Raw genomic sequence first — 15,796 nt, 5'->3', positions numbered from 1 at the left:
GAATCGGCCCCAGTAGACGTGGACAGTAGGCAGTCTGCAGAGACGAGGAAAGAACCCGTGAGCGACGTCCGTAATGTGATCATCATCGGCTCCGGCCCCGCGGGCTACACCGCCGCCCTCTACACCGCACGCGCCTCACTGAAGCCGCTGGTGTTCGAAGGCGCCGTTACTGCGGGTGGTGCGCTGATGAACACCACCGACGTGGAGAACTTCCCGGGCTTCCCGGACGGGATCATGGGCCCGGAGCTCATGGACAACATGCGCGCCCAGGCCGAGCGCTTCGGCGCCGAGCTCGTTCCGGACGATGTCGTCTCCGTGGAACTCACCGGAGACATCAAGACGGTCACCGATACGGCCGGCACGGTGCACCGCGCCAAGGCCGTCATCGTGACGACCGGGTCCCAGCACCGCAAGCTCGGGCTGCCCAACGAGGACGCCCTTTCGGGACGCGGCGTCTCCTGGTGCGCCACCTGCGACGGGTTCTTCTTCAAGGACCAGGACATCGCCGTGGTCGGCGGCGGCGACACCGCGATGGAAGAGGCGACCTTCCTCTCCCGCTTCGCGAAGTCGGTGACCATCGTCCACCGCCGCGACTCCCTGCGTGCTTCCAAGGCCATGCAGGAGCGCGCCTTCGCCGACCCGAAGATCACGTTCGCCTGGGACAGCGAGGTCGCCGAAGTGCACGGCGAGCAGAAGCTGTCCGGCCTGACTCTTCGGAACACCAAGACCGGCGAGACGTACCAGCTCCCGGTGACCGGTCTGTTCATCGCCGTGGGCCACGACCCGCGCACCGAGCTCTTCAAGGGCCAGCTCGACCTTGACGAAGAGGGCTACCTCAAGGTCGAAGCTCCTTCGACCCGCACCAACCTGACCGGTGTGTTCGGAGCAGGTGACGTCGTCGACCACACCTACCGGCAGGCCATCACCGCGGCCGGCACGGGCTGCTCGGCCGCCCTCGACGCCGAACGCTTCCTCGCTGCGCTCGCCGACGGCGAGAAGGCCGCTGCGACCACCGCCTGATCCACGCCCTACCCACCCCCCAAGAAGTTAAGGAGGTCGCCGTGGCCGGCGCCCTGAAGAACGTGACCGACGCTTCCTTCGACGAGGTCGTCCTGAAGAGCGACAAGCCCGTGCTGGTGGACTTCTGGGCCGCCTGGTGCGGTCCGTGCCGCCAGATCGCGCCCTCCCTGGAGGCCATCGCGGCTGAGCACGGCGACAAGATCGAGGTCGTCAAGCTCAACATCGACGAGAACCCTGACACGGCTGCCAAGTACGGCGTCATGTCCATCCCCACCCTGAACGTCTACCAGGGCGGCGAGGTCGCCAAGACCATCGTCGGAGCCAAGCCGAAGGCCGCGATCCTCCGCGACCTCGAAGGCTTCATCAGCGAATAGAGCCACGGTCCGCTGTTTCACGTGAAACGGGTCCGTCCCTCCGCGTAAGTTCCTGCGGTCGTTGCGCCCCCAGGGGGTGCAACGACCCCTCGGATTCACCCCGGGGATGGGCCCGTTTTCCGTACCCAGGGATGTCTCGAATCACAAGGGTCGCAGCGCCGGCTCCTTCTGGACAGCGCCCAACAACCGGTCCAGTGCCATCTCGACGTCCTCTTTCCAAGAGAGCGTCGTACGCAGCTCCAGTCTCAGCCGCGGGTGAACAGGGTGCGGTCGCACGGTCTTGAAGCCGACAGCAAGAAGATGGTTCGCGGGCAGTACGCAGGCAGGCTTCTCCCACCGGGCGTCGCCGAAAGCCTCGATCGCCTTGAATCCCCGACGCAGAAGATCCTTGGCGACGGTCTGCACCATGACCCGGCCCAATCCCTGCCCCTGGTAGCCGGGCACGATCCAGGCCGTTATCAGCTGCACGGCATCGGGAGAGACGGGACTCGTCGGAAACGCCGTCGAACGCGGTACGTAAGCCGGGGGTGCATAGAGCACGAAGCCCACCGGTACCTCGTCGACATAGACAACACGGCCGCACGATCCCCACTCCAGCAGGACAGCCGAAATCCACGCCTCCTTCTCCAGCTCGGGCGTTCCTGCCTTTACCGCAGCTTCCCCACTGACCGGGTCGAGCTCCCAGAAGACACATGAGCGGCAGCGTCTGGGGACATCAGAAAGGTTGTCCAGTGTGAGCGGTACGAGCCGACGCCCCATGAAGGCTGTTCCTCGCTTCCTTCGCCCGCCGCATCCCCTGCGGAGTCTGTGCACTCCCATCAAGGAGCAGGCCTCCGGTGAACCCTCGGACAGCCTCCAGGTCCAGCTCCGGTGTCGCTGGTCGGCTGTGGCTCACTGATCGCAGGCCCTTCCTTCATCGAGGTGACTCGAGCTGGATGTGCCCTACCAGAACGCATCGTATCCACCCAGACATGAGGCCGACAGCGAGAGAAAGCAAAGGGCGGGCTGTGTTCCGGTACCACGTGAACACAGCCCGCCTGCAATCCGTCCAGCAGGGATCAGCCTTCGTCGCTCTCGCCAGAATCCTCCGAGACGCCCCGATCCATCACGCGCCCCTCACCCGGTGCGAGGCTGCCGAGAATGCGGTTCAGATCCTCCATCGACGCGAACTCGACGACGATCTTTCCCTTCTTCTGTCCGAGGTCGACCTTCACCCTGGTCTCGAAGCGATCCGAAAGCCTGGAGGCAAGATCGGACAGTGCGGGAGAGACCCGGCCGCCGGCCCGGGGCCCCTTGCCCTTGGCGGTGCTCTTGGGCCGGGAGCCCATGAGGTGCACGATCTCTTCAACCGCACGCACCGAAAGCCCTTCGGCCACAATGCGATGCGCGAGCTTGTCCTGCTCCTCCGAGTCCTCCACGGGCAACAGCGCCCGAGCATGGCCGGCCGACAGAACCCCGGCAGCGATCCTCCGCTGCACCGGAGGGGACAGCTTGAGCAGGCGGAGCGTGTTGGAGACCTGCGGGCGAGAACGCCCGATCCGGTCCGCCAACTGGTCATGCGTGCACTTGAAGTCCCTGAGCAACTGGTCGTACGCAGCTGCCTCCTCCAACGGGTTCAGCTGAGCCCGATGGAGGTTCTCCAGCAGCGCATCCAGAAGAAGCTTCTCGTCGTCGGTGGCCCGGACGATCGCAGGGATCCGGTCCAGGCCCGCCTCACGACAAGCCCTCCAGCGCCGCTCACCCATGATGAGCTCATAACGCTCCGGCCCCGTCTTCCGCACCACGACAGGCTGGAGAAGACCCACCTCCTTGATGGAGGTCACCAGCTCGGCCAGTGCGTCCTCGTCGAACACCTCACGGGGCTGACGAGGATTCGGAGTGATGGAGTCGAGAAGTACCTCGGCAAAGTACGCCTCGGCAGTTCCCGTCTGCTCTGCGGCAACTCCGGGCTCCGATACAGGCGCACTCGGCTCCGGAACAACCTGAGCAGCCGTGAGGGTAGCCAGCTTCGCAGCAGCCACCCCTCGCTCTGCCGTCATGACAGACCCCACCCCAGGAGAGATCGGGCCCGCCCCCGTGGACGGCACCTGCTTCTCCTGCGGAGCGGCAGGGATCAGGGCACCCAGCCCACGACCCAGTCCTCTTCGACGCTCACTCACTGGATCCCCTCCGAAATGCTCTGCTGGTTGTTCCCGCGGCCCGTGCGGGCATGCTGGGCCTCGTACTGCACCCCGACACCTCGCAGGGCGATCTCACGCGCCGCTTCCAGGTACGACAGCGACCCGCTCGAACCCGGATCGTAGGTCAGCACGGTCTGCCCGTAGCTCGGCGCTTCGGAGATCCGTACCGAACGCGGGATGCTCGTACGCAGCACCTCCTTGCCGAAGTGGCTGCGCACCTCCTCCGCGACCTGCGAGGCGAGCCTGGTCCTGCCGTCGTACATGGTGAGCAGAATCGTGGACACATGCAGATCGGGATTGAGGTGTCCTCGCACCAGATCCACATTGCGCAACAACTGTCCCAGTCCCTCCAGTGCGTAGTACTCGCACTGGATAGGGATCAGCACCTCGGCCCCGGCGACCAGGGCATTGACCGTCAATAGACCGAGGGAGGGCGGACAGTCGATGAGGATGTAGTCCAGCGGCTGCTCATACGACTGGATCGCCCGCTGCAGTCGGCTTTCTCTCGCCACCAGCGACACCAACTCGATCTCCGCACCGGCGAGATCGATAGTGGCGGGGGCACAGAAGAGGCCCTCGACATCCGGAACAGGCTGCACCACCTCGGAGAGCGGCCTGCTCTCCACCAGGACGTCATAGATGGAGGGGACCTCGGCGTGGTGATCAATTCCCAGAGCCGTGGAGGCGTTCCCCTGCGGGTCGAGGTCGACCACCAGGACGCGCGCACCGTGGAGCGCCAGCGAAGCAGCAAGATTGACCGTCGTGGTCGTCTTGCCCACCCCGCCCTTCTGATTGGCCACCACCATGACGCGCGTCCGCTCAGGACGAGGCAGCCCTTCACCGGCGCGGCCTAGGGCCTCGACCGCCAGCTGGGCCGCGCGACCGATGGGTGTGTCATCCATCGGCGGTGGTGTTTCACGTGAAACACCCTCCCCCGCCGATTCGGTTCGGGGACCGGGGACCGGATCGGTCATCGGTCCCGCAATGTTGGCGTCGGACCGCAAGGATTCACTCTCCTCGACTTCAGGCTCGCAATGAGCAGAGCCTGCCATGCTTTCGGGGTCGTGAACCAGCGAGGCCCGCTCTTCTGTGGATGAATCCACTTCTGTGGAAAACTCCGTAGCCCTGACAGGCCTGCGGTGCCGCGGCGCGGCAGCCGCACGACCGCGGCCGATGATCCCCTGCAGCAGAGAGCGACGTTTCACGTGAAACACGATGCCCCTGCAGCCTAGCTACAGGGGCACGACACTCCGCACGGGGTACGTAAGCCTGCTTATCAGGCATAGCGACACCCACAGGTGCGAACTGTATGTAACGAGTCATTTCACAGCGTGACCAGAGGTGTCAGCGACGACGCCTCGAACGGCTCGTCCTCGCAGCCTTGGCCCTCTTCGCGGCAAACCTCACACCACCAGGGCTCTCCCCCACCACCACACGCACCACCGTGGACATCGGATCGACGACGCCCTCTCCGACGTGCAGCACCTCGGTCTCCACCACACCGAGCTTGCTCAGAGCCGCACGCGCACCAGCAATCTCCTCCTCGGCCGTATCACCCTTGAGCGCCAGCATCTCCCCGTAAGGGCGCAGCAGCGGAACCCCCCAGCCCGCCAGTCGATCGAGCGGCGCCACGGCCCGAGCCGTCACCACGTGAACCGGTTGAAGTGTCCCCAGGACCTCCTCGGCCCGGCCACGCACGACCGTCACGTGCTTCAGGCCCAGCAGTTCAACGACTTCCTGGAGGAAATTCGTCCGCCGGAGCAAAGGCTCCAGCAAAGTGATCTTGAGATCCGGACGTACCAGCGCCAGGGGAATCCCGGGCAGGCCTGCACCGGAGCCCACATCGCAGACCGTGACGTCATCGGGAACGACCTCAGCGAGCACCGCGCAATTCAGCAGGTGCCGCTCCCACAGCCGCGGCACCTCGCGCGGACCGATCAGCCCTCGCTTCACCCCCGCGTCCGCCAGCAGTTCCGCATACCGGACAGCCTCCGGGAAGAACTCACCGAAAACCTCCCGTGCCCCTTCGGGCGCCTGGGGAAGCTCTACCTCCGCCGTCACGGGAACCGTCCTTCCATACCGCACTACCGCACTGTGGGTGGCTGATTATCAGGCTGACAAAGATCGGCCCCGCCTGTGAACAGACGGGGCCGACAGAACAAGAGGTCCGGTCAGGCCGGGAGAACAACGACGAAGCGCTGCGGCTCCTCGCCCTCGGACTCGCTGCGCAGACCGGCGGCCGCCACCGCGTCGTGCACAACCTTGCGCTCGAACGGCGTCATCGGGTCCAGCTTCACCGGCTCACCGGAACGCTTGACCCGGTCCGCGGCCTTGGCACCCAGTTCGGCGAGCTCCGCCCGCTTCTTGGCCCGGAAGCCCGCGATGTCCAGCATCAGCCGACTGCGGTCACCGGTCTCCCGGTGCACAGCAAGTCGCGTCAGCTCCTGGAGCGCCTCCAACACCTCGCCATCGCGGCCCACGAGCTTCTGCAGATCACGAGCCGAGTCACTGATGATCGAAACCGCGGCCCGGTCGGCCTCGACATCCATGTCGATGTCGCCGTCGAGGTCGGCGATGTCCAGCAGACCCTCAAGGTAGTCCGCTGCGATCTCGCCCTCCTGCTCAAGGCGGGTCAAGGTGTCGCTGCCCTCAGCGGCCGTGGAGGTGGTGCCTTCCGTCACTGATGGACTCCTTCTTACTTCTTGGACGGGTGCTTGGGCCGCTGCTGGCCCTTGCCCTGTCCGGACTTGGCTTGGCGTGAGGAGCCGGACGCGGGCTTGCCCGCCGGCTTGGGCTTGGCTTCCTGCGATTCATCCGACTTCTGCAGAGATGCCTTGGAACCCGAATCGGAGGAGCCGGTCTCCTTGGCCCCCGCATGGGCACTGGTCTGACGCTGGGCCTTGGTCTGGCGCTTGGGCTGCTGCCGTCGCTGCGTTGCGGCCTCGGACTCGGCAAGAGCCGTATCGCTCTTGATCACGGTGCCGTCCTCCTGGGCCGCGAAGCCCTGCTTGGCCAGTCCCGTGATGAACTTCCGCTCGATGTCATTGCGATCCGGGCCCTTGGACACGATGCGCTTGATCGTATTGCGCCTGGTCCGGCCACGGACCTCACCGTGGGCGGTGACGCTCTTCAGCAGACGTCCCAGGTAGTTGTCCTGCGCCTTGCTGCCCGGTGTCGGGTTCTGGTTGATCACGTACATCTGCTGACCCATGGTCCAGACGTTGGTGGTCAGCCAGTACACGAGGACACCGACGGGGAAGTTGATACCCATGCCGGCGAAGATCAACGGGAAGACGTACATCAGCATCTTCTGCTGCTGCATGTACGGCGTCTTGACCGTCAGGTCGACGTTCTTCGTCATCAGCTGCCGCTGGGTGAAGAACTGCGACGCCGACATCAGCACGATCATGACCGCGGTGATGACCCGCACGTCGGTCAGCGAGGCACCGAGCGCCTGGACCTCCGCTTCGCTGTTCATGAACTTGGCAGCGAGCGGGGCACCGAAGATGTGTGCCTTCCGGGCGCTGTCGAGCAGCGGCTGGTCGATGACACCGATCGTCTTGCCCGAGGCGATGGCCGAGAGCACGTGGTACAGAGCGAAGAAGAACGGCGACTGCGCCAGGATGGGAAGGCACGAGGAGAGCGGGTTGGTTCCCGTCTCCTTGTACAGCTTCATCATCTCTTCGGACTGACGCTGCTTGTCGCTCTTGTAGCGCTCCTGGATCGCCTTCATCTTGGGCTGGAGCACCTGCATGTTCCGGGTCGACTTGATCTGCTTCACGAAAAGCGGGATCAGGCAGATCCGGATCAACACCACCAGGGACACGATGGACAGGCCCCAGGCCCAGCCCGTGTCATCGCCGAAGATCGCTCCGTACAAACTGTGGAACTGGACGATGACCCAGGAAACAGGCCAGGTGATAAAGCTGAACAGACTGGCAATCGTGTCCACTAATCAGGCTCCTTGAGCATTGGGCGAAGTCTCTGCGGCCGGGCTCGGGGGTCGGGAAACCCGCCCCCGGGGAGGCACATCAGCGGCGGAGTCCCCGCCCTTGCTGCCGCGCATGGCACCGCGCAGCAGTTCATGCCAGCGCGGACGTCTACGTGGTGGAACATGGTCCACACCGCCGGGTGACCACGGATTGCACCGCAGGATGCGCCAAGCAGTCAGCACAGTTCCCTTGATCGCTCCGTGCCGGTCGATCGCCGTATATCCATAGTGGGAACACGACGGGTAGTAACGGCAAACAGGCCCGAGTAGTGGGCTGATTGTCCACTGATACAACTTGATAAGAGCCAGCAGCGGGTACTTCATCGCGCGCCCCCTCCCAGCAGCCGCTGCAGAGCGGCGTCCAGGTCTCGGGCCAGCTGTTCATGGTGGGCGTCACCCGATCCGGGCAGCGCTCGTACGACAACCAGGCTACCGGGGGGCAGCAGGGCCAGCCGCTCGCGGACCAGATGGCGAAGCCTGCGCTTCACCGCTGTGCGCACAACCGCTCCCCCCACAGCTTTGCTGACGACGAAACCCGCACGCGGCGGGGGAGCATCCTCCCCAGTCACGTGCGGGTCCGTGGCACCGCTGCGTAGATGAACGACGAGGAGCGGGCGGCCGGCCCGGCGTCCTCGGCGTACCGCGGTCGCGAAGTCCTCGCGCCGCCTCAGCCGATTCTCGGTAGGCAGCACGTCATGACCTGTAAGCGATCAGGCGGACAGGTTGGCGCGACCCTTGCCACGGCGGGACGCGAGGATCGCGCGGCCGGCACGGGTACGCATACGCAGCCGGAAGCCGTGGGTCTTCGCGCGGCGACGGTTGTTCGGCTGGAAGGTGCGCTTGCTCACTAGGGGGCTCCAGAAATGACTCGTGTGTTGGCGGGACATCGCCTGGCTGTCACCGTGCGCCCACGAGAGACTCGCGTAAACGCCATAGTGCACCGCTTCACAATCACAGATCGTGATCTTTGCCCATCGGAGGCAGGCGGCAGCAGCCATCGACAACTCGACCTGGTCACGGTACGCGGGGCCACGCCATCCGGTCAAACCAGCTGTCCAGCACCCCCCGCCGTGCACAGGCTGTGGACAACAACTTGAACCACCGGGGTCGGCCTGACTACCGTGGCTGAACCCCGGTTCTTTTTCTTCCTGCCTGCCGGTCCTCACCCATCCCGACCCATACCGTCCCGAGAACCACACATTCGTGGGACCAGCGAGAGAGCGTGCCTTGTGGCTGATGTACCTGCCGATCTTGCCGCAGTGTGGCCACGCGTGCTGGAGCAACTCCTGGGCGAGGGCCAGCAGGGGATCGAGCCGAAGGACAAGCAGTGGATCGAGCGCTGCCAGCCGCTTGCGCTGGTCGCCGACACGGCCCTGCTCGCCGTCCCCAACGAATGGGGCAAGCGCGTACTGGAGGGCCGGCTCGCGCCGCTCATCAGCGAGACGCTGAGCCGCGAGTGCGGCCGTCCGATCCGCATCGCGATCACGGTCGACGACTCCGCGGGCGAGCCTCCGAACCCGCCCGCGCCTCCGATGCACCAGTCCCAGCAGCCTCAGCAACATCGCTACCCAGGGCCTCAGCACGACGAGCGTCAGCACAACGACGCATACGACGGATACGGTCACCGGCCTTCCGACGACGGCATACCGTCCGCTCGGCCCGCCTACCCCGACTACCAGCAGCAGCGGCCCGAACCCGGAGCGTGGCCGCGCACTCAGGGCGATCTGTCCTGGCAGCAGCCACGGCTCGGCGGGTTCCAGGACCGCGACTCGTCGGCGGAGCAGTGGCGCGAGCCCTACGGAGGCAGCCGCCCCCAGCAGCCGCAGCACGACTACCGGCCGCAACCGCCCGAGCACCAGGGCTACGAGCAGCAGCGCCCCGAGCGGCACGACCTGCAGGATCCCCAGTCGCAGCACCGCCAGGGCGGAGCCGGAACCGGACGGCCCGGCGGCGGCAGCGGACCGATGGGCGCACAGCCCGCTCCCGCGTCCGGTCCCGGCGAGCCGGCGGCCCGGCTGAATCCGAAGTACCTCTTCGACACCTTCGTCATCGGCGCGTCCAACCGATTCGCGCACGCCGCAGCGGTCGCGGTCGCCGAGGCGCCCGCCAAGGCGTACAACCCGCTCTTCATCTACGGGGAGTCCGGGCTCGGCAAGACCCATCTGCTGCACGCCATCGGGCACTACGCCCGGAGCCTCTACCCGGGTACCCGGGTGCGGTACGTGAGCTCCGAGGAGTTCACCAACGAGTTCATCAACTCGATCCGCGACGGCAAGGGCGACACGTTCCGCAAGCGCTACCGCGACGTGGACATCCTGCTGGTCGACGACATCCAGTTCCTGGCGAGCAAGGAGTCGACGCAGGAGGAGTTCTTCCACACCTTCAATACGCTCCACAACGCGAACAAGCAGATCGTGCTGTCCTCGGACCGGCCGCCCAAGCAACTGGTGACCCTGGAGGACCGGTTGCGGAACCGTTTCGAGTGGGGTCTGACCACCGACGTACAACCGCCTGAGCTGGAGACCCGGATCGCGATCCTCCGCAAGAAGGCGGTTCAGGAGCAGCTCAACGCCCCGCCGGAGGTACTGGAGTTCATCGCCTCCCGCATCTCACGGAACATCAGGGAGCTGGAGGGTGCGCTGATCCGGGTCACGGCCTTCGCGAGTCTCAACCGTCAGCCGGTGGACCTCGGGCTGACCGAGCACGTGCTGAAGGATCTGATCCCCGGTGGCGAGGACTCGGCGCCGGAGATCACGGCAGCGGCCATCATGGCGGCAACCGCGGACTACTTCGGCCTGACGGTGGACGATCTCTGCGGGACGTCGCGCAGCCGTGTGCTGGTGACGGCCCGACAGATCGCCATGTACCTCTGCCGGGAACTGACCGATCTCTCCCTGCCCAAGATCGGCGCACAGTTCGGCGGCCGTGACCATACGACGGTGATGCACGCGGACCGGAAGATCCGTGCGCTGATGGCGGAGCGACGCTCCATCTACAACCAGGTCACCGAACTCACCAACCGCATCAAGAACGGCTGACGCACGACCGGCAGAGCCTCCGCACGCATGGAGGAGGGCGCCTGGAACCCCACGAGGGTCGTCCAGGCGCCCTCCTTTGTTGCCCAGGGGATGCCGGGACCAAGGGGCGGGACGAGATCGTCGTCCCTGAGCTGCCCTGAGCTGCCCTGAGCTGCCCAGAGCTGCCCAGAGCTGAGCTGAGCTGCTCTGCCTCGATCTGCTCCGGGCTTCCAGGCTCTGGCCGGCGCTGCCCAAGGCTTGTCCGCGAGCCTTACGGAGAGTTCGCGAAGCCCTCCGGGTACCTCTGTGAACCCGCTCGATACCCGCCCCGTTGTGCTCTGAAGGCCGTCCCGTGCTTCGGATGCGCTCTCCAGACGCTGGTTCCAAGGCTTCGACGGAGCCGCGGTGTTCGAATACCTGGCGTCGGTGAGCAGTTCTCCACAGATCCAGCGACTTTTTCCCCTCCACAGCCTGGGGATCCAGAAGTTGTCCATATTGCTTCCACAGGGCCGACTGCCGATACTCCATCAGGCCAGGTCAAGACCCTGGGGATTTGTGGTCAACGATGATCCACAGCCTGTGGACAGAGACTTCATCCACAAGACCCCGCTCAGGTTGTCCACCAGCAACCCACAGCTGGGGTCACGTTGTCCCCAGCTTCTGCAGGCTTCTCCACACAGCTGTCCACTGTTCGGCAAGGGAACACCGCTCTTCACTGCGCCGAGTGAAAGGCGTCACACCATGAGGCTCGGTTGGGCTGTGGGGAACCTGGGTAAAGCTGGGGACAGCCCTGGGGAGAAACCCCTCCGTCCTGTGCATCGGGTGTGCAGAACTTTCGTGTGTCCACAGAAGTGCCAGGTTGTCCACGGGTTCCACCCACAGGGGCAGTGGACAAAAAATTGGGCTTGACCTGCGAAAATGACGTTATCCACGGTTTCCACAGGCCCTACTACTACTGCCACCTAGAGTTAGCCCGGAATTCGCTTCGAAGCAGGGGCTGTGCACAACTCGGCGCCGGAACTCTTCGAACCTCTTGTCGCGACTTGACCCCGAGCAGCACCGAGTGTCGGTGCCGTACGTCAGACTGGTCACCGGCGTCCCCCCTCCGTCACGGCGGGAGACCCGATCAGACGACGAAGGCCAGCAGGGCGAGCGAGCAACAGCAGGAGGCGGTTCCGGTGAAGATCCGGGTGGAGCGCGATGTACTCGCGGAGGCAGTGGCCTGGGTGGCCCGTAGCCTCCCGGCCCGTCCGCCGGCGCCCGTTCTCGCGGGCCTTCTGCTGAAGGCCGAGGACGGTGCCCTCAGCTTCTCCAGCTTCGACTACGAGGTCTCGGCCCGGGTCTCGGTGGATGCCGAGGTCGAGGAGGACGGCACGGTGCTGGTCTCCGGCCGCCTGCTCGCCGACATCTGCCGCGCCCTGCCGAACCGTCCGGTGGAGATTTCCACAGACGGTGTGCGTGCCACCGTGGTCTGCGGCTCCTCGCGATTCACACTCCACACCCTTCCTGTGGAGGAATACCCGGCGCTTCCGGAGATGCCGACCGCGACGGGCACGGTCCCGGGCGAGGTCTTCGCCTCTGCCGCCGCCCAGGTGGCCATCGCCGCGGGCCGTGACGACACGCTGCCGGTGCTGACCGGTGTGCGGATCGAGATCGAGGGCTCCACCGTCACCCTGGCCTCGACCGACCGCTACCGCTTCGCGGTCCGCGAGTTCCTCTGGAAGCCGGAGAACCCGGACGCCTCGGCCGTGGCTCTGGTGCCCGCGAAGACCCTGCTGGACACCGCCAAGGCGCTGACCAGCGGTGACACGGTGACTCTGGCGCTGTCCGGCTCCGGTGCCGGTGAGGGGCTGATCGGTTTCGAAGGCGCGGGCCGACGTACGACCACGCGACTGCTCGAGGGCGACCTGCCGAAGTACCGGACCCTGTTCCCCACCGAGTTCAACTCGGTCGCGGTCATCGAGACCGCCCCGTTCGTCGAGGCGGTCAAGCGTGTGGCTCTCGTCGCCGAGCGGAACACCCCGGTGCGGCTCAGCTTCGAGCAGGGTGTGCTGATCCTGGAGGCGGGTTCCAGCGATGATGCACAGGCTGTGGAGCGGGTCGACGCGGTGCTGGAGGGCGACGACATCTCGATCGCCTTCAACCCGACCTTCCTGCTGGACGGACTGAGTGCGATCGACTCCCCGGCCGCCCAGCTCTCCTTCACGACGTCCACCAAGCCCGCCCTGCTCAGTGGCCGCCCGGCCGTGGACGCGGAGGCGGACGAGGCATACAAGTACCTGATCATGCCGGTGCGCCTCTCCGGCTGACCCTCTCTGAGGTCCTGCGACGGCAGCTCCCGACGGGCGGACTCGGTGCCGAGCACGCCCGTCGGTCTGCCTCCGGCCGGGCGTAGGCTCGGCCTCGGGTACGAATCGGCACAACGCTTAAGGAATCTCTGATGGAGCTCGGTCTCGTCGGCCTCGGCAAGATGGGCGGCAACATGCGCGAGCGCATCCGCCGCGCAGGTCACAGCGTCATCGGTTACGACCGCAACCCTGACGTCTCCGATGTCCAGAGCCTCGAAGAGCTCGTGGGCAAGCTGAAGGGCCCCCGGGTCGTCTGGGTCATGGTGCCTGCCGGTGCGCCGACCCAGGCCACCATCGACGAGCTGGCCGGACTCCTCTCACCCGGTGACATCGTCGTGGACGGCGGGAACTCCCGCTGGACGGACGACGAGAAGCACGCGGTCGAGCTGGGCATCAAGGGCATCGGCTTCGTCGACTGCGGCGTCTCCGGCGGTGTCTGGGGCCTGGAGAACGGCTACGCGCTGATGTACGGCGGCGACGCCGAGCACGTGGCGAAGGTCCAGCCGATCTTCGACGCGCTGAAGCCCGAGGGTGAGTTCGGCTCCGTCCACGCCGGCAAGGTCGGCGCCGGACACTTCGCGAAGATGGTCCACAACGGCATCGAGTACGCCATGATGCAGGCCTACGCCGAGGGCTGGGAGCTGCTGGAGAAGGTCGACTCCGTCACCGATGTGCGTGAGGTCTTCCGTTCCTGGCAGCAGGGCACGGTCATCCGTTCCTGGCTGCTCGACCTGGCGGTCAACGCGCTGGACGACGACGAGCACCTCGAAAAGCTCCGTGGTTTCGCCGCCGACTCCGGTGAGGGACGCTGGACGGTGGAGGCCGCGATCGACAACGCGGTGCCGCTGCCCGCGATCACGGCGTCGCTCTTCGCGCGTTTCGCCTCGCGCCAGGACGACTCCCCGCAGATGAAGATGATCGCCGCGCTGCGCAACCAGTTCGGTGGCCACGCGGTCGAGAACAAGAAGTAACCGCAACGAGGAGCGGGCCGGACCGAGACGTCCGACCCGAACTACGGAGCACGGAGCAGGAAGCCGGGAAGGTCGGCGTACACCCATGCATGTCACGCATCTCTCGCTGGCCGACTTCCGCTCGTACGCCCGGGTCGAGGTGCCTCTCGATCCGGGCGTCACCGCTTTCGTGGGGGCCAACGGCCAGGGCAAGACGAATCTGGTGGAGGCCGTCGGCTATCTCGCGACCCTCGGCAGCCATCGCGTCTCCTCCGATGCGCCGCTGGTGCGGATGGGCGCGGAGCGGGCGGTCATCCGGGCCGCGGTGACCCAGGGAGAGCGTGCGCAGCTGGTCGAGCTGGAGCTCAATCCCGGCAAGGCCAACCGTGCGCGGATCAATAGATCGTCGCAGGTCAGGCCGCGGGACGTGCTGGGGATCATACGCACGGTGCTGTTCGCGCCGGAGGACCTCGCGCTGGTCAAGGGGGACCCCGGGGAGCGTCGGCGCTTCCTCGACGAGCTGATCACGGCGCGCGCGCCGCGGATGGCGGGGGTGCGTTCGGACTACGAGCGGGTGCTGAAGCAGCGCAACACCCTGCTGAAGTCGGCGGCGATGGCCCGCAGGCACGGCGGCCGGTCGATGGACCTGTCCACCCTCGATGTGTGGGACCAGCATCTGGGACGGGTGGGCGCGGAGCTGCTCGCGCAGCGGCTGGATCTGATCGCGGCCCTGCAGCCGCTGGCCGACAAGGCATACGCGGATGTCGCGCCCGGCGGCGGTGCCGTGACCTTGGAGTACCGCAGTTCGGTCGGTGCGGACGTGGCGCGGGCCCGCACCCGTGAGGAGCTCTTCGAGCAGGTGATCGCCGCGCTCGCGGACGTCCGGAAGCAGGAGATCGAGCGGGGTGTGACGTTGGTCGGTCCGCACCGCGACGATCTGCTGCTGGCGCTGCGGGGGATGCCGGCCAAGGGGTACGCGAGCCACGGTGAGTCCTGGTCGTACGCGTTGGCGCTGCGGCTGGCCTCGTACGATCTGCTGCGCAGTGAGGGCAACGAACCGGTGCTGGTGCTGGACGACGTCTTCGCGGAACTGGACGCGCGTCGTCGTGAACGGCTGGCGGAGCTGGTGGCTCCGGGTGAGCAGGTGCTCGTGACGGCTGCCGTGGACGACGATGTTCCGGGTGTCCTGACGGGGACGCGGTATGTGGTGTCCGCGGGTGAGGTGACGCGGCTGTGAGCGCCCGCGGTGAGACGTCCGGGTCTTCTTCCGGTGAGCGGCCGGCGACGGAGGGGAAGCCGCCGGAGCCGTCGGGCGTCGATCTGGCGCGGGTCGCGTTGCGCGCGGCGAAGGAGCAGGCGCGGGCACGAGGTGCTGCGGCGCAGCAGAAGAAGCAGGCCAGGCGAGGCGGTGGGCTGCGTTCGGGAGCGCGGGCGGACGGGCGTGATCCGTTGCAGCTGGGTGCCGCGATCAACCGCCTGATCACTGAGCGTGGCTGGGAGACGCCTGCCGCGGTGGGCGGGGTGATGGGGCGGTGGCCGCAGATCGTCGGTGACGACCTGGCCAATCACTGCGTACCCCTGCGGTACGACGAGGATCCGGACGAGCGGGTTCTGACGGTGCAGTGCGATTCGACGGTGTGGGCGACTCAGCTGCGGTTGCTGGCGCCTCAGCTGGTGGCCCGGCTGAACGCGGACCTGGGGCACGGGACGGTGCGGCTGATCAAGGTGTTGGGGCCGGGCGGGCCGCAGCGCAGGTACGGTCCGCTGCGGGCGCCGGGGAGCACCGGGCCCGGCGACACGTACGGCTGATCCCTCCGGTCGGTCCGACCTCTCCGAGCTGGTCTTTTGCCGGTCCACCGGGCCCGAGGGGGCTCTGTTCCGGGGCGATTCACCACCATTTGCCGTCTTCGAGGTGG

16 protein-coding genes are annotated in these 15,796 nt (G+C 66.4%); 7 read left to right on the top strand and 9 right to left on the bottom strand.

Annotated features, from left to right (window positions below; translation table 11 throughout):
* Positions 1–57: 57 nt before the first annotated feature.
* Both trxB and trxA read left to right on the top strand, forming a co-directional pair.
* Positions 58–1,020, top strand: coding sequence for a thioredoxin-disulfide reductase (gene trxB / locus AB0L71_RS17150; RefSeq protein ID WP_365243288.1), 963 nt, complete (start codon positions 58–60; stop codon positions 1,018–1,020).
* Positions 1,021–1,061: 41 nt separating this feature from the next.
* Positions 1,062–1,394: a thioredoxin gene (trxA, locus tag AB0L71_RS17145; protein WP_365243286.1), complete on the top strand. Its 333-nt coding sequence runs from the start codon at positions 1,062–1,064 to the stop codon at positions 1,392–1,394.
* A 141-nt stretch (positions 1,395–1,535) separates the two neighbouring features.
* On the opposite strand, the gene AB0L71_RS17140 is transcribed toward trxA, so the two are convergent.
* From AB0L71_RS17140 to rpmH, 9 genes are all read right to left on the bottom strand, one after another.
* Positions 1,536–2,153 (bottom strand): GNAT family N-acetyltransferase, encoded by a 618-nt coding sequence (locus AB0L71_RS17140; RefSeq protein ID WP_365243284.1) that lies wholly within the window; start codon positions 2,151–2,153, stop codon positions 1,536–1,538.
* A 299-nt stretch (positions 2,154–2,452) separates the two neighbouring features.
* The gene (locus AB0L71_RS17135; RefSeq protein ID WP_365243282.1) at positions 2,453–3,553 is read right to left on the bottom strand and encodes a ParB/RepB/Spo0J family partition protein; all 1,101 of its coding nucleotides are present in this window, start codon (positions 3,551–3,553) and stop codon (positions 2,453–2,455) included.
* On the bottom strand, positions 3,550–4,626 hold the full coding sequence (locus tag AB0L71_RS17130; RefSeq protein WP_365243338.1) for a ParA family protein: 1,077 nt from the start codon (positions 4,624–4,626) through the stop codon (positions 3,550–3,552). Before AB0L71_RS17130 ends, AB0L71_RS17135 begins: the two co-directional genes overlap by 4 nt.
* A gap of 292 nt (positions 4,627–4,918) precedes the next feature.
* On the bottom strand, positions 4,919–5,635 hold the full coding sequence (gene rsmG, locus AB0L71_RS17125; RefSeq protein WP_365243281.1) for a 16S rRNA (guanine(527)-N(7))-methyltransferase RsmG: 717 nt from the start codon (positions 5,633–5,635) through the stop codon (positions 4,919–4,921).
* Positions 5,636–5,745: 110 nt separating this feature from the next.
* On the bottom strand, positions 5,746–6,255 hold the full coding sequence (locus AB0L71_RS17120; protein WP_365243279.1) for a R3H domain-containing nucleic acid-binding protein: 510 nt from the start codon (positions 6,253–6,255) through the stop codon (positions 5,746–5,748).
* 14 nt (positions 6,256–6,269) lie between these two features.
* A complete protein-coding gene (gene yidC / locus AB0L71_RS17115) occupies positions 6,270–7,526 on the bottom strand; it encodes a membrane protein insertase YidC (RefSeq protein WP_365243277.1) in 1,257 nt (418 codons plus the stop codon).
* A gap of 3 nt (positions 7,527–7,529) precedes the next feature.
* Positions 7,530–7,889, bottom strand: coding sequence for a membrane protein insertion efficiency factor YidD (yidD, locus tag AB0L71_RS17110; protein ID WP_365243275.1), 360 nt, complete (start codon positions 7,887–7,889; stop codon positions 7,530–7,532).
* Positions 7,886–8,257: a ribonuclease P protein component gene (gene rnpA, locus AB0L71_RS17105; protein WP_365243273.1), complete on the bottom strand. Its 372-nt coding sequence runs from the start codon at positions 8,255–8,257 to the stop codon at positions 7,886–7,888. The genes yidD and rnpA overlap by 4 nt, the downstream gene beginning before the upstream one ends.
* 18 nt (positions 8,258–8,275) lie before the next feature.
* Positions 8,276–8,413 (bottom strand): 50S ribosomal protein L34, encoded by a 138-nt coding sequence (gene rpmH, locus AB0L71_RS17100; protein ID WP_030930485.1) that lies wholly within the window; start codon positions 8,411–8,413, stop codon positions 8,276–8,278.
* A gap of 381 nt (positions 8,414–8,794) precedes the next feature.
* Between rpmH and dnaA the strand changes: the two genes are divergently transcribed.
* From dnaA to AB0L71_RS17075, 5 genes are all read left to right on the top strand, one after another.
* The gene (dnaA, locus tag AB0L71_RS17095; protein WP_365243270.1) at positions 8,795–10,603 is read left to right on the top strand and encodes a chromosomal replication initiator protein DnaA; all 1,809 of its coding nucleotides are present in this window, start codon (positions 8,795–8,797) and stop codon (positions 10,601–10,603) included.
* Positions 10,604–11,760: 1,157 nt separating this feature from the next.
* Positions 11,761–12,891, top strand: coding sequence for a DNA polymerase III subunit beta (dnaN, locus tag AB0L71_RS17090; RefSeq protein WP_365243268.1), 1,131 nt, complete (start codon positions 11,761–11,763; stop codon positions 12,889–12,891).
* Positions 12,892–13,022: 131 nt separating this feature from the next.
* A complete protein-coding gene (gene gnd, locus AB0L71_RS17085; protein ID WP_365243267.1) occupies positions 13,023–13,901 on the top strand; it encodes a phosphogluconate dehydrogenase (NAD(+)-dependent, decarboxylating) in 879 nt (292 codons plus the stop codon).
* Positions 13,902–13,986: 85 nt separating this feature from the next.
* Complete coding sequence (recF, locus tag AB0L71_RS17080) at positions 13,987–15,117, top strand: DNA replication/repair protein RecF (RefSeq protein WP_365243265.1); 1,131 nt, start codon at positions 13,987–13,989, stop codon at positions 15,115–15,117.
* Entirely contained in the window at positions 15,114–15,689 is a 576-nt protein-coding gene (locus tag AB0L71_RS17075; RefSeq protein WP_365243263.1) for a DciA family protein, read from the top strand. Before recF ends, AB0L71_RS17075 begins: the two co-directional genes overlap by 4 nt.
* Positions 15,690–15,796: the final 107 nt, after the last annotated feature.

This window comes from Streptomyces sp. NPDC052052 (genome assembly GCF_040680455.1).
GTDB lineage: Bacteria > Actinomycetota > Actinomycetes > Streptomycetales > Streptomycetaceae > Streptomyces.
Note: the sequence above shows the minus strand (reverse complement) of the source record. Positions and strands in the feature narration are given on the sequence as shown.

Coding starts and splice junctions, on each gene's coding strand:
- AB0L71_RS17140 (WP_365243284.1), bottom strand. CDS start 2,153: ATGGGGCGTCGGCTCGTACCGCTCACACTGGACAACCTTTCTGATGTC.
- gnd (WP_365243267.1), top strand. CDS start 13,023: ATGGAGCTCGGTCTCGTCGGCCTCGGCAAGATGGGCGGCAACATGCGC.
- yidD (WP_365243275.1), bottom strand. CDS start 7,889: ATGAAGTACCCGCTGCTGGCTCTTATCAAGTTGTATCAGTGGACAATC.
- AB0L71_RS17130 (WP_365243338.1), bottom strand. CDS start 4,626: ATGGCAGGCTCTGCTCATTGCGAGCCTGAAGTCGAGGAGAGTGAATCC.
- recF (WP_365243265.1), top strand. CDS start 13,987: ATGCATGTCACGCATCTCTCGCTGGCCGACTTCCGCTCGTACGCCCGG.